The 13,509-nt window shown below is 74.1% G+C and carries 12 protein-coding genes; 3 read left to right on the forward strand and 9 right to left on the reverse strand.

All coding sequences use genetic code 11. The annotated features are described in order from the left end of the window. Nucleotides 1-61: 61 nt before the first annotated feature. The 8 genes from acs to ACFP2E_RS09930 all read right to left on the reverse strand — a co-directional run bounded on the left by acs (nucleotide 62) and on the right by ACFP2E_RS09930 (nucleotide 9,165). The gene (gene acs / locus ACFP2E_RS09895; protein WP_378522435.1) at nucleotides 62-2,089 is read right to left on the reverse strand and encodes an acetate--CoA ligase; all 2,028 of its coding nucleotides are present in this window, start codon (nucleotides 2,087-2,089) and stop codon (nucleotides 62-64) included. 139 nt (nucleotides 2,090-2,228) lie between these two features. After that, nucleotides 2,229-3,848 (reverse strand): cation acetate symporter, encoded by a 1,620-nt coding sequence (locus ACFP2E_RS09900; protein ID WP_378522436.1) that lies wholly within the window; start codon nucleotides 3,846-3,848, stop codon nucleotides 2,229-2,231. 1 nt (nucleotide 3,849) lies between these two features. Continuing rightward, the gene (locus ACFP2E_RS09905) at nucleotides 3,850-4,260 is read right to left on the reverse strand and encodes a DUF485 domain-containing protein (RefSeq protein WP_378522437.1); all 411 of its coding nucleotides are present in this window, start codon (nucleotides 4,258-4,260) and stop codon (nucleotides 3,850-3,852) included. 185 nt (nucleotides 4,261-4,445) lie between these two features. Further along, on the reverse strand, nucleotides 4,446-5,960 hold the full coding sequence (locus tag ACFP2E_RS09910; RefSeq protein ID WP_378522438.1) for a cation acetate symporter: 1,515 nt from the start codon (nucleotides 5,958-5,960) through the stop codon (nucleotides 4,446-4,448). Further along, on the reverse strand, nucleotides 5,957-6,367 hold the full coding sequence (locus tag ACFP2E_RS09915; protein WP_378522439.1) for a hypothetical protein: 411 nt from the start codon (nucleotides 6,365-6,367) through the stop codon (nucleotides 5,957-5,959). Before ACFP2E_RS09915 ends, ACFP2E_RS09910 begins: the two co-directional genes overlap by 4 nt. After that, the gene (locus ACFP2E_RS09920; RefSeq protein WP_378522440.1) at nucleotides 6,364-7,137 is read right to left on the reverse strand and encodes a LytR/AlgR family response regulator transcription factor; all 774 of its coding nucleotides are present in this window, start codon (nucleotides 7,135-7,137) and stop codon (nucleotides 6,364-6,366) included. Before ACFP2E_RS09920 ends, ACFP2E_RS09915 begins: the two co-directional genes overlap by 4 nt. Then, a complete protein-coding gene (locus tag ACFP2E_RS09925) occupies nucleotides 7,134-8,279 on the reverse strand; it encodes a sensor histidine kinase (protein WP_378522441.1) in 1,146 nt (381 codons plus the stop codon). Before ACFP2E_RS09925 ends, ACFP2E_RS09920 begins: the two co-directional genes overlap by 4 nt. A 7-nt stretch (nucleotides 8,280-8,286) precedes the next feature. Beyond that, nucleotides 8,287-9,165, reverse strand: coding sequence for a class I SAM-dependent methyltransferase (locus ACFP2E_RS09930; RefSeq protein ID WP_378522442.1), 879 nt, complete (start codon nucleotides 9,163-9,165; stop codon nucleotides 8,287-8,289). Nucleotides 9,166-9,208: 43 nt separating this feature from the next. Between ACFP2E_RS09930 and ACFP2E_RS09935 the strand changes: the two genes are divergently transcribed. Further along, a complete protein-coding gene (locus tag ACFP2E_RS09935) occupies nucleotides 9,209-9,976 on the forward strand; it encodes an oxidoreductase (RefSeq protein ID WP_378522443.1) in 768 nt (255 codons plus the stop codon). Nucleotides 9,977-10,291: 315 nt separating this feature from the next. Here ACFP2E_RS09935 and ACFP2E_RS09940 read toward each other — a convergent pair whose 3' ends face one another. Continuing rightward, nucleotides 10,292-11,092 (reverse strand): HAD family hydrolase, encoded by an 801-nt coding sequence (locus ACFP2E_RS09940; RefSeq protein ID WP_378522444.1) that lies wholly within the window; start codon nucleotides 11,090-11,092, stop codon nucleotides 10,292-10,294. A 152-nt stretch (nucleotides 11,093-11,244) separates the two neighbouring features. Between ACFP2E_RS09940 and ssd the strand changes: the two genes are divergently transcribed. Together ssd and ACFP2E_RS09950 are read left to right on the forward strand one after the other, a co-directional pair. Next, nucleotides 11,245-12,351: a septum site-determining protein Ssd gene (ssd, locus tag ACFP2E_RS09945; RefSeq protein WP_378522445.1), complete on the forward strand. Its 1,107-nt coding sequence runs from the start codon at nucleotides 11,245-11,247 to the stop codon at nucleotides 12,349-12,351. Continuing rightward, nucleotides 12,348-13,502, forward strand: coding sequence for a TadA family conjugal transfer-associated ATPase (locus tag ACFP2E_RS09950; protein ID WP_378522446.1), 1,155 nt, complete (start codon nucleotides 12,348-12,350; stop codon nucleotides 13,500-13,502). The genes ssd and ACFP2E_RS09950 overlap by 4 nt, the downstream gene beginning before the upstream one ends. Nucleotides 13,503-13,509 lie beyond the last annotated feature (7 nt).

Below are 13,509 nucleotides of genomic sequence, written 5' to 3' on the forward strand. Positions count from 1 at the left end.
TGGCAGCTCGCGGGGTCTGCCGGGGCAACTGGTGGCAGGTCGCGCTGGGTCCCGGGAGACCTCAGTCGTCGTCGGAGGAGGACCGGCCCGACGAGAGCTTCGTCGAGATCAGGTCCATCACCGTCGAGTCGGCGAGGGTGGTGACGTCGCCGACGTCGCGGTGCTCGGCGACGTCCTTGAGCAGGCGCCGCATGATCTTGCCGGAGCGGGTCTTGGGCAGCTCGGGGACGATCATCACCTGGCGCGGCTTCGCGATGGCGCCGATCTCCTTGGCGACGTGCTTGCGCAGCTCCTCGATGAGCTCGTCGGACGCGCCGCCGCTGTCGTCGGTGGCGGACTCACGCAGGATGACGAACGCGCACACCGCCTGGCCGGTGGTCTCGTCGGAGGCGCCCACCACGGCCGCCTCGGCGACACGCGGGTGCGAGACCAGCGCCGACTCGATCTCGGTCGTGGAGAGCCGGTGGCCCGAGACGTTCATGACGTCGTCGACGCGGCCGAGCATCCACAGGTCGCCGTCCTCGTCCTTCTTCGCGCCGTCGCCCGCGAAGTAGTAGCCCTGCTTGGCGAAGCGCTTCCAGTAGGTCTCCTTGAAGCGCTCGTCGTCGCCCCACAGCGTGCGGAGCATCGCCGGCCACGGCTCGGTGAGCACGAGGTAGCCGCCGTGGCCGTGGGGGACGGTGTCGCCGTCGTCGTTCACCACGTCGGCGCCGACGCCGGGCAGCGCCTTCATCGCCGAGCCGGGCTTGCCGTGCGTGACGCCCGGCAGCGGGCTGATCATGATCTGCCCGGTCTCGGTCTGCCACCAGGTGTCGACGACGGGGACGGTGCCGCCGCCGATCGTCTCGCGGTACCAGATGTACGCCTCGGGGTTGATCGGCTCGCCCACCGAGCCGAGGATCCGGATCGAGGACAGGTCGAACTTCGCCGGGATCTCGGCGCCCCACTTCATGAAGGTCCGGATCGCGGTGGGGGCGGTGTAGAAGATCGTCACGCCGTACTGCTCGACGATCTCCCACCAGCGGCCCTTGTGGGGGCTGTCGGGCGTGCCCTCGTAGACGACCTGCGTCGCGCCGTTCGCGAGCGGCCCGTAGACCATGTAGGAGTGGCCGGTCACCCAGCCGACGTCGGCGGTGCACCAGTAGACGTCGGTCTCGGGCTTGAGGTCGAAGACCGACCAGTGGGTGTACGACGTGCCGACGAGGTAGCCGCCGGTCGTGTGCAGGATGCCCTTGGGCTTGCCGGTCGTGCCGGAGGTGTACATGACGTAGAGCGGGTGCTCGGCGTCGTGCATCTCGGGCTCGTGGTCGGTGGAGGCCTGCTCGACGGTCTCGTGCCACCACACGTCGGGGCCGCCGGCGTCCTTGCCGTTCCAGTGGACGTCCTGGCCGGTGCGCCGCACCACCAGGACCGTGTCGACCTGCTGGCCCTGGTCGGCGGCCTTGTCGACGGCCTCGTCGACGGCCGGCTTGAGCGCGGACGGGGCGCCGCGCCGGTAGCCGCCGTCGGCGGTGATGACGACCTTGGCGCCGCAGTCGGCGATCCGGCTGGCGAGGGCGTCCGCGGAGAAGCCGCCGAAGACCACGGTGTGGGGGGCGCCGAGCCGGGCGCACGCGAGCATTGCGACCACGGTCTCGGGGATCATCGGCATGTAGATCGCGACCCGGTCGCCCTTGGCCACGCCGAGCTCGGTGAGCGCGTTGGCGGCCCGGCACACCTCGGCCTGGAGGTCGCCGTACGAGATGTCTCGAGTGTCAGCTGTGCCGTCTTCTGCCACGGGCTCGCCGACCCAGTGGATCGCCACCTTGTCGCCGCGGCCGGCCTCGACGTGCCGGTCGACGCAGTTGTACGCCGCGTTGAGGGTGCCGCCGCTGAACCACTTGGCGAAGGGCGGGTTGTCCCAGTCGAGGACCCGGTCCCACTTCTTGCCCCAGTCGAGCCGCTCGGCCTGCTCGGCCCAGAAGGCCTCGCGGTCGGCCGCGGCCCGGTCGTAGGCCTCCTCCTTGACGTTGGCCTCGGCGGCGAGCCCGGCGGGCGGCTCGAACCGGCGGTTCTCGTGGAGCAGGTTGGACAGGGTCTCGTCGGTCATCGCTCGCTCTCCTCGGTACGGGTACGTCGTCGGGCCGTCCTCGGCGTCGAACCTACCGCCAGGGACGGGGCCCGGACGACCCTCGCGAGGAGGGCCGCCCGGGGGCCAGCAGGGCGTCCCCCGATGCCCTGCTGGCGGCTCAGTGCTGGACCGCGCCCTCGGCGCCGGCGCCGGTGAGTGCCCGGACCTCGAGCTCGGTGTAGCGGTCCTCGGCGGCCGGCTCACGCGAGGTGACGGTGCCGAGCCAGCCGAAGAGGAAGCCGAGCGGGATCGACACGATGCCCGGGTTCTCCAGAGGGAACCACGCGATGTCGATGCCGGCCGGCAGCAGCGACAGGCTCTGCCCGGTGACCGGGTCGACGCCCTTGCCGGACATCACCGGCGAGAAGACCACCAGCAGCAGCGCCGAGCCGAGGCCGCCGTAGATGCTCCACACCGCACCGCGGGTGTTGAAGCGCCGCCAGAACATGTTGTAGACGATCGCCGGCAGGTTGGCGGAGGCCGCCACCGCGAACGCCAGCGCCACCAGGAAGGCGATGTTGAGCGACTGGGCGGGGATGGCGAGCAGGATCGAGATGCCGCCGATGACGCCGGCCGCGATCCGGGTCATCCGGATCTCCTGCTGCTCGGTGGCCTGGCCCTTCTTGATGACGCTGTTGTAGATGTCGTGCGCCACCGAGGCGGACGACGTGAGCGTCAGTCCCGCGACCACCGCGAGGATCGTCGCGAAGGCGACCGCCGCGATCAGGGCGAGCAGGATCGCGCCCCCGGTGGAGCCGGCGCCGCCGCCGATCGCCTCGGCCAGCTTCGGCGAGGCCAGGTTGCCGGACTTGTCGAGCGTGCTGGTGTCGAGCAGCGCGGCGGCACCGAAGCCGAGGACCAGCGTGAACAGGTAGAAGGTGCCGATGAGGCCGATGGCCCAGAGCACCGACTTCCGGGCGTCCCGCGAGGTGGGGACCGTGTAGAAGCGGATCAGGATGTGCGGCAGTCCCGCGGTGCCGAGCACCAGCGCGACCGCGAGGCTCACGAAGTCGAGCTTGCTGGTCAGGCTGCCGCCGTACTTCAGGCCCGGCTCGAGGAACGCCTGGCCCTGGCCGGAGTTGGCGGCGGCGGTGCCGAGCAGGTCGGAGATGTTGAAGTCGAACTTCGCCAGCACCAGCACCACGATCAGCGCCGACCCGGCCATCAGCAGGACGGCCTTCACGATCTGCACCCAGGTGGTGCCCTTCATGCCACCGACGGTGACGTAGAAGATCATCAGCGCGCCGACGCAGACGATGACGATGTTCTTGATCGCCTGGCTGTCGACGCCGAGCAGCAGCGCGACGAGCGCGCCCGCGCCCACCATCTGTGCCAGCAGGTAGAAGATCGACACCGCGACCGTCGAGGTCGCCGCGGCCATCCGCACCGGCCGCTGCTTCATCCGGTACGCCAGCTGGTCGGCCATCGTGTAGCGGCCGGAGTTGCGCAGCATCTCCGCCACGAGCAGCAGCGCGACGAGCCAGGCGACCAGGAAGCCGATCGAGTAGAGGAAGCCGTCGTAGCCGCTGAGCGCGATCGCTCCCGAGATGCCGAGGAACGACGCGGCCGACATGTAGTCGCCGCCGATGGCGAGGCCGTTCTGCACGCCGGAGAAGGAGCGGCCGCCGGCGTAGAAGTCGTTGGTGCCGGACGTCTGCCGGCTCGCCCAGAAGGTGATGCCGACGGTGAGGGCGACGACGGAGAGGAAGAGGAGGGTGGTGAGTGCCTGGGTTCCCATGTCAGCGCTCCTCCCCGTCCGTCGAGGGGCCGGTGACCGACGGTCCGTCCAGGGCGAGGCCGTGGTGGCGCCGGCCGGCGTCACTCTCGCGGAACCGGTCGTCGAGGGTCCGGGCCAACGGGTCGAGCCGCGAGGTCGAGTAGCGGCTGTAGAGCCACGCGATGAGGAACGTCGTCACGAACTGCAGCAGCCCGAGGACGAGTGCGACGTTGATGTTGCCGAACAGCCGGACGTCCATGAGGTCCGACGCCCAGTTCGACATCACGACGTACAGCAGGTACCAGGCCAGGAAGGCGATGGTCGCGGGGAACACGAAGCCCCGGTACCGCCGGCGGAGCTCGGCGAACTCCTCGGACGCGTGCAGCTCGTCGTACACCGGATCGTGCCGGTGTGCCTGTGTCGTCTCTGGCACGGGGGACTCCTCTCGCCGGACCGCCGGGCGGACCCCGACTGCTCGTTGTGACCGGCGTCACCGTAGGAGCGCCGCGGTCCCCGGCGGCAGGGGTGCAGGACCCGCGGTCGCCCAGCGGAGGTGCTGCGTCGCCCAGCGGTCGGTGGGACGCGACGAACGGTCGGCGGCGGGGCTGTGGCTCGGCGTCAGCCGCGGTCGAGCGTCACTGACTCGGGGGCGTGGAGCCGGACCATGAACCGGTCCGTGTGGGCCGGCACGCGGTCAGCTGTCAGCCGGCTCACCGCCACCATCGTGGCCAGCGCCAGCGTGACGCTCCACGCCGCGGGCTGCGTCAGCGCCGCGTCGACCCACGGGTGCTCCGCCTGCGGCAGGAACGTGTAGCCGACGGCGATCCCGGCGCCGAGACCGCCGACCACCATCCCGGCCACCGCCCCGGGGGCGGTCAGCCCCCGCCACCAGATGCCGAGCAGCAGCAGCGGGCAGAACGTCGACGCGGCCACCGCGAACGCGAGACCGACGGTGCGGGCCACGCTCACGTCGGGGGTGAGCAGGGCGCCCCCGCAGGGGACCACCACGGCCAGCACCGCGCCGAGCCGGAAGGCCGTGACCCCGCGCAGCCGGGCTCCCCCCCAACGGCGTCCGGTGACGTCCTGGCTCAGCACCCCGGCCACCGCGATCGCCAGGCCGGAGGACGTCGACAGGAAGGCCGCGAACGCCCCGGCCGTCACCAGCCCGGTCAGGAGCTCGCCGCCCGCCCCGGGCAGCATCAGCCGCGGCAGCTCCAGCACCAGCGCGTCGCCGCGCCCGCTCTCCGCGAGCTCGGCGGCGTACAGCCGGCCGAGGGCGCCGTAGATCGGCGGCAGCAGGTAGAAGAGCCCCAGCAGGCCCAGCACGACGAGGGTGGTGCGGCGGGCGGCGCTGCCGTCGGGGTTGGTGTAGAAGCGGACCACCACGTGCGGCAGCCCCATGGTGCCGAGGAACGTCGCCAGGATCAGCGAGTAGGTGAGGTAGAGGCCGCGGGCCCCGTCGTCACCGACCGGCAGCGACCAGGCTCCCGAGGCGGCCGCCGCCTGGGACGCGCCGTCACCGGCCCAGACGACGAGCAGTACCGCCGCCGGGACGAGCAGCGCGGTGAGCTTCAGCCAGTACTGGAACGCCTGGACGAACGTGATGCTGCGCATGCCGCCCGACGAGACGTTGACCAGCACCACGGCGGCGACCACCACCCCGCCCAGCCACGGTGGCGCGCCGACGGTGGCGGTCAGCGTCACGCTCGCGCCCTGGAACTGCGGCAGCAGGTAGAGCCAGCCGATCCCGACGACCAGCGCCGAGCAGACGGCGCGGGCGCGGCTGGAGCCGAGGCGGGCCTCGGCGAAGTCGGGCAGCGTGTACGCCCCCGACCGACGCAGCGGCGCGGCGACCAGCACCAGCAGCACGAGGTAGCCCGCGGTCCAGCCGACGGGGTACCAGAGCATGTCGGCCCCGAAGACCAGCAGCAGCCCCGCGACGCCGAGGAACGACGCGGCGGAGAGGTACTCGCCGCCGATCGCGCTCGCGTTGAGCCCCGGTCGCACCGTGCGTGAGGCGACGAAGAAGTCGCTGGTCGTCCGGGAGAACCGCAGGCCCCACGTGCCGATGACCAGCGTCGCCAGGGTGACGAGGGTGATGGCGACGACGCCCGGCGCGGTCTCGAGGGTCACCGGGTCGGCCCCTCGTCGGGCGGCCCGGGCGGCTCGGGCTCGACGCGGGCACCGACCAGCTCGGCGAACGCCCGCTCGTTGGCCTCGGCCCGCCGGACGAACGCCCACCCGAGCAGCAGCAGATAGGGGTAGACGAGGGCGCCGAGCAGCAGCCACGGAAGGGTGACGCCGAGCAGTCGCACGGCGCCCAGCGACGGCACGAGGTGGAACAGCAGTGGCAGCGCCCCCACCGTGACGGCCAGCAGCCCGAGCACCCGCAGCGCGAGCCCCAGCTGCTCGCGCAGCAGCGAGCGCATGTAGACCGCACCCAGGCTGGTTCCGGCGTCGATCTCGCGTGCCCGCGGCCGCGACGTACGCCGGCGCGGCGGGCCGGTGACCCGCACCCGCTCGGGTGGCTGCCCGGTCACGGCCCCGGGGCCCGGCGGCCGGCACGGCCGGGACGGCCGGACGGATGGGTGAGCAGCTCGCGCAGCTCGCGGGTGTGGCGTCGGCTCACGCCCAGCTCGTGGCCGGCCACGACGACGGAGCAGCGCCCGCCGTCGGTGCGGACCTCCTCGACGTGGGCGAGGGACACCAGCAGCGAGCGGTGGATCCGTACGAACCCGGCGGGCCGCCACTGCTCCTCCAGCGCCGACAGGGGCGACCGCACGAGGTAGGAGTCGCCGGCGACGTGGAGCCGGGCGTAGTCACCCTGCGCCTCGACGTGGGTGATGTCGGAGCGGTTGACGAAGCGGGTGACGCCGCCGCGCTCCACCGGGATCTGCTCGTCGCCGCTGGTGGCCGGCGCGCGGCCGCCACCCTCGACCAGCCGGCGCACCGCCTCGGCGAGGCGCTCCTCGCGCACCGGCTTCAGCACGTAGTCGACGGCGTCGAGCTCGAACGCGTCGACGGCGTGCTCCTCGTGGGCGGTCACGAACACCACCGGGGGTGGCGTGCGGAACCGCGCCAGCACCTGGGCCAGGTCGAGGCCGGTCAGTCCCGGCATCTGGATGTCGAGGAAGACCGCGTCGACCTCGAGGTCCTGCAGCACCCGCAGCGCGTCGGTCGCCGAGTCGCAGGTGAGGACGCCGGCGACCCGGTCGTCGCGCTCGAGCAGCCACGCGAGCTCGTCGAGCGCGGGCCGCTCGTCGTCGATCACGAGCACCCGGAGCCCCTGCCCGCCCGCCCGCGCGTTCACCGGGCGTGCACCCCCGCCGCGAACTTGGGCACCCGCACCACGACCCGGGTGCCGGCGCCGGGCGCGGTCTCGACGACGAGGCCGTAGTCGTCGCCGTACGTCGCCCGCAGCCGGCCGTCGACGTTGCCGAGCCCGACGGAGTCCAGCCCGGTGTCGCCGGCCAGCGCCCGACGCACCCGCTCGGGGTCCTCGCCGACGCCGTCGTCCTCGACCTCGATGACGCACTCCTGGTCGAGGTCGCGGGCGACGATGGTGATGTGGCCGGCACCGCTCTGCTTCGCGGCGGCGCCCTCGATGCCGTGGCGGACGGCGTTCTCGACGAGCGGCTGGATGCACAGGAACGGCACCGCCACCGGCAGTACCTCCGGCGCGATCCGCAGCGTCACCCGGAGCCGGTCGCCGAACCTCGCCTGCTCGAGCAGCAGGTAGCGCTCGACCGAGCGCAGCTCGTCGGCGAGGGTGGTGAACTCGCCGTGCCGCCGGAAGGAGTAGCGGGTGAAGTCGGCGAACTCCAGCAGCAGCTCGCGGGCCCGGTCGGGGTCCGTCCGGACGAACGACGCGATGGCGCCCAGCGAGTTGTAGATGAAGTGGGGGCTGATCTGCGCGCGCAGTGCCCGCACCTCGGCCTCCATCAGCCGGGTCCGGGACGCGTCGAGCTCGGCGAGCTCGAGCTGGCCCGACACCCACTGCGCCACCTCGTCGGCGGCCCGGACCAGCCCGGCCGTGGGGGAGGGGGTGAACAGCTGCAGCGTCCCCACGACCCGCTCCTCGACCACCAGCGGGCTGGCGACGGCGTACCGGACCTGGCAGCCGGGGCGGTCGCACGGAAGGTCGCGCCGGTCGGCGACGCGGGTGCCGCCCTGCTCGACCGCGAGGGCGGCGAGCGCCGGGACCTGGTCGGCGTGGTGCTGGCCGGTGCCGTCCCACGCCAGCAGGGTCGAGGTGTCGGTGAGGGCGGCCGCCGGGGTGCCGAGCAGTGCCCGCAGGTGCCGGATGCTGCGCTCGGCGCTGGTCGAGGTGAGCCCCTCGCGCAGCGCGGGCGAGGCGAGGCTGGCGGTGTGGAGCGTGCGGAACGTGGCCCGGTCGGACTCCGAGCCGAGGTGGCCGAGGCGGCCGCGCCGGAACAGCCCCACACCGCTCACCCGGCCGTCACCGGAAGTCGATGAGGAGCATGTCGGTGTCCGGTCCGTCGCTCGGCGGCGGCGTCGGCCCGTCCGGCCGGTCTCCGGCGGGCTCGCGGTCCCCGGCGGTGCCGTCGGTCGCGGGCTCCTGTCCGGCGGGCTCCCGGCGGTCGTTGACCGCGGCGCGGTAGCAGCGGCAGTTGTAGGGCAGCTGCATGCCGTCCATGCCGCGGCCGTAGTCGTCGTACAGGTCGAGGACGTCACGCAGCAGGTCGGCGCGGGCGTCCTCGTCGAGCGTGGCGATGTTGGACCGGGAGGCCGCCAGGTCCTGGATGGAGTGGCGGTCCACCGTCTGCCAGAACGGGAACGTCGCCTCGTCGACGAAGCCGAACAGCGGCGACAGCACCAGCGGCTCGGCGGACCGCTCGACGTCCTGTTCCTGGCTGCCGATGATCCGGCCCAGTCGCCGCACCCACGGGATCCGCTCGTCCGTGACGTTCCACGTGAGCGCCACGCGGCCGCCGGGCCTGAGGATCCGGGCGATCTCGGGCAGCGCCCGCTCGTGGTCGAACCAGTGGAACGACTGGGCCGCCACCACCACGTCGACCGAGCGGTCCGCGGCCGGGATCTCCTCCGCGCCTGCCACGGACGTGCGGACGGCGGGAAGCTTGCGGCCGAGCACGCCGAGCATGTCGCCGTCGGGGTCGGTCGCGTGGACGTCGTGCCCCAGCGCCACCAGCTGCTCGGTGAGCTTGCCGGTGCCGGCACCGAGCTCGAGGACCGTCACCGGCGAGGTGCCGGCCAGCCAGGCGGCGGCCGCGGCGGGGAAGCCCGGCCGGCCGCGGTCGTAGGCGTCGGCCACGGGTCCGAAGGAGCGCGCCCGGCGCCGGAGCTCGTCGTCGTCCATCGGGTGCAGGCTACCGGTCGGCGCTCGACTAGCCTGACCGGCGATGACGATGTCTCCCGGCACCCCCGACACCCCCGACAGTGCAGCCCCCGCCGACCCGCTGGCCTGGCTGGTCGGCCTGGAGGGCGTCCCCTCCGCCTTCGCCGGGACCCGCGACGGCATCGACGCGTTGCTCCGCGACCGCGGCCTGCGCCGAACCACCCCCGGGACGACGGCCGAGTCGCTGCTGCGCGGGGCGCACGCAAGCGCGGTCCTCGAGGGGTCGGCGTCCTCCCTCGAGGACGTGCGGCCCGATGGCCCGGGCGGTGACCCCGTCGCGCGGGCGGCGCTCCGGGTGTCCACCGAGCTGCTCGGCCTGGTGCCGGCGCTGCGGCAGCAGCCCGCACAGGCGCTGGCCCGGCTGCACGCGCTGGCCGCTGTCGAGGACCTCGAGGAGGAGCGGCTGGGCCGGCCGCGGGACGCCGAGGCCGCCGGGCGGCTGCGCGGCCTGGCGGGCCTGCTGCTGTCGGAGACGCAGGTGCCGGCGCTGGTGGTCGCCGCGGTGGTCCACGCCGACCTGGCGACGGCGGCGCCGTTCCCCTCGCACAACGGGCTGGTCGCCCGCGCCGCGGAGCGGTTGGTGCTCGTCTCCCGCGGCGTCGACGAGAAGTCGCTGACCGTGCCGGAGGCCGGGCACCTCGCGCTGCAGGCGGCGTACGAGTCGAACCTGCGTGGCTACCGCGACGGCGGTCGGGCCGGCGTCCACGCCTGGCTGCTCTACGCCGCCGAGGCGTACGCCGCCGGGGCCGAGGCGAGCCCGCTGCGCGGCTGAGGCTGCCGGGCCACGCGGGGCTTGCCGGGCTCTCCGGACAAAATGCGAGCGGCACCCGATCCGTGAGGTTCGGATGCCGCCGCTGACACGTGAGACCGCTGGCTACCAGGCGTGCATCATGTGTGCTGCCCCGGGAATGTCCCGGTGGGTCAGCGCCCTGTAGGAAGGGTAGATCGCCGCGTGGGTACCCGGCTCACGTGCGGGTCCTTGGAGTTGTTGCTGTCGTTTCTACGCCGCAACTCGGGCGACTTCAAGGCTTGACTTTCCGGCCGGAACGGGGGGCACGAAAAGGTCACGCCGGTGCTGTGCGGGGAGTCACGCGGTGCCGCGGCGGCGGCGTGCCGAGGACCACAGCAGCGAGCCGACGGCGACCGCGCCGCCCACTGCCAGGGCGACCAGCGTCGGCCCGGCGGGCGGCAGCGGGACCCTGCTGCGCAGCGCCACCGGCTTGGTGAACACCAGCACCGGCCAGCCGCGCGAGGCCGCGAGCCGGCGCAGGTCGCGGTCGGGGTTGACGGCGTGCGGGTGACCGACCTCCTCCAGCATCGGCACGTCGGTGACCGAGTCGCTGTAGGCGTAGCAGGCGGCGAGGTCGTAACCCTCGGCGAGCGCGAGGTCGCGCACGGCGCGCGCCTTCTCCTCGGCGTAGGCGTAGTACTCGATGCCGCCGGTGTACTTGCCGTCCTCGATCTCCATCCGGGTCGCGACGACCCGGTCGGCGCCGAGCATCTCGCCGATCGGCCCGACGACCTCGGTGCCGGACGTGGAGACGATCACGATGTCGCGGCCGGCCAGCCGGTGCTCCTCGATGAGGCTGACGGCCTCGTCGTAGACGAGCGGGTCGACCACGTTGTGGAGGGTGTCGGCCACGATCTCGCGGACGGTCGCGACGTCCCAGCCCGCGCACAGCTGCGACATGAACTGCCGCATCTTCTCCATCTGGTCGTGGTCGGCGCCGCCGACGAGGTAGACGAACTGCGCGTACGCCGAGCGCAGCATGGCGCGACGCGAGATCAGGCCGCCCGCCTGGAACGGCTTGCTGAAGGCGAGCGTGCTCGACTTCGCGATGATCGTCTTGTCGAGGTCGAAGAAGGCTGCCGTGGGGCGTAGCGCCATGCGGCCATCGTAGGAGGGCCGCCGTCGGACCGGTCCGGCGCGGGGCGTGATCCGGGCCACGTGCCGTCCACAGCCTGGTTGGGCGGGTGCTTCGTCCACAGCCCGACCTCTGCCCCCGTGTCGCAGGGCGCCCCGCCGAGGACGCTCGGCTCATGACCTCGACCCTTCCGTCCCCGGTCTCGCCCGCTGTCGTGCCGCCACCGGGGTCCGCCCCGCTGTTCGTGACCCGCGACGAGGCGCTCCTCGACGAGCTGCTCCGGCTGGCCGCCGCCGCCGGCATCACGCCCGACGTCGCCGGCGACGCGGTCGGTGCGCTGGGGGCGTGGGCGTCGGCGCCGCTGGTGGTCGTGGGCGCCGACGCGGCCGCGGACCTCGCCCGGCTCCGGCCGGCCCGGCGCGCCGGCGTGCACGTCGTCGCGTGGGGCGAGGCGCCCGACCGGCTCTTCCGCACCGCCGTCGCCGTCGGCGCCGAGGACGTCTCCGGCCTGCCGGGCTCGGCCGAGTGGCTCGTCGAGCAGCTCACTGACCTCGGCGACCGCCGGCCCTCTCGGGCGCTCACCATCGGCGTCGTCGGTGGGTCCGGCGGGGCGGGGGCGACGACGCTCGCGTGCGCGCTCGGGCAGCTGGCGGCACGCGACGCCGACGCGGCGGTCGTCGACCTCGACCCCCGCGGGCCCGGGCTCGACCGGGTGCTCGGGGTGGAGGACCGCGACGGCGTGCGCTGGCGCGAGCTGTGCCAGACGACCGGACGGCTCAGCGCGCGCTCGCTGCGCGAGTCGCTGCCGCGCCGCGACCGGCTCGGCGTGCTCACCTGGGGCGGCGGCGGGTCCGCCGTGCTGCCGGCGTTCGCGGCCCGGGAGGCGGTCTCCGCCGCGCAGCGCGGCCACGCCGTCGTGGTCCTCGACCTGCCCCGCGCCCGCGACGAGCTGACGGCGGAGATGGCGGCGCGGTGCGACCGGGTGCTCGTGGTCGCGGTGCCGAGCGTCGTCGGCGTCGCCTCGACCGCCCGGGTGTGCAGCGGCGCCGACCGCAGCCGCTGGGGCCTGGTGGTCCGCGGCGGCGGCGGCGTCGACGAGCGCGCCCTGTCGCGGGTCTGCGGGCTGCCGGTGCTGGGTCGGATGGCCGACCAGCGGGGGCTCGCCGAGTCGATCGACCTCGGTCTGGGTCCGGTGCGCTCGCCGCGCGGGCCTCTCGGCCGCACCGGCCGAGAACTCCTCGCCGGGCTCGGAGCCGCCGGGCTCGCCCGCGGGGCGGCATGAACGACGACCTGCCCGAGGCGGCGCTCGAGGAGGTCCGGTCGCGACTGGCCCGCGACCCCGGGCTGCTGACTCCCCACCGGGTCGCCGAGGCACTGCGCGCGAGCGGCCGTCCCGTCGGGGACGCAACCGTGCTCGCCGTCCACGAACGCCTGCGGCGCGACTCGGTCGGGGCCGGACCGCTCGAGCCGCTGCTGGCCACGCCGGGCGTCACCGACGTCCTGGTCAACGGGCCCGACGAGGTCTACCTCGACCGGGGCGCCGGGCTGGAGCCGGCCGGGGTGCGGTTCCCCGACGAGGCCGCGGTCCGGCGGCTGGCCCAGCGGCTGGTGGCCGGCGGCGGCAGGCGGCTCGACGACGCCGCGCCGTGCGCCGACGTCAGGCTCGGCGACGGCACCCGGTGCCACGCCGTGCTCGCCCCGGTGGCCCGCAGCGGCACCGCGCTGTCGCTGCGGGTCCCGCGCAGCCGCGGCTTCACGGTGCCCGAGCTCGTGGAGACCGGGATGGTCACCAGCGAGGCGGCCCGACTGCTGCACGCCGTCGTCGCTGCCCGGCTGGCGTTCCTCGTCAGCGGCGGCACCGGCACCGGCAAGACGACGCTGCTCGCCTCGCTGCTGGGACTCGTCCCGGCCCGCGAGCGGCTCGTTCTCGTCGAGGACGCCGGGGAGCTGCGGCCCGATCACCCGCACGTCGTCGCGCTCGAGGGGCGGCCGCCCAACCTCGAGGGGGCCGGCGAGGTCACCGTCCGCGACCTGGTGCGGCAGGCGCTGCGGATGCGTCCCGACCGGCTGGTCGTCGGCGAGGTCCGGGGAGGGGAGGTGGTCGAGCTGCTCGCGGCCCTCAACACCGGCCATGAGGGCGGCTGCGGCACCATCCACGCCAACTCCGCGCCGGACGTCCCGGCCCGCGTCGAGGCGCTGGCGCTGGCTGCGGGGCTCGGTCGCGAGGCGACCCACAGCCAGCTCGCCGCCGCCGTCGACGTGGTGCTCCACCTCGCCCGCGACGACACCGGGCGTCGGGTCCTCGAGCAGGTCGGGGTGCCCCGTCGCGACGGGCACGGACTGGTGGAGGTGCTGCCTGCCGTCACCTTCGACCGCGGCAGTGCGGTCCCCGGCCCGGGCGCGGGCCTGCTCGAGCGGCGGCTCGCACGATGACCGTGCT

Source organism: Nocardioides sp. GCM10027114, from assembly GCF_042659625.1.
Lineage (GTDB): Bacteria > Actinomycetota > Actinomycetes > Propionibacteriales > Nocardioidaceae > Nocardioides.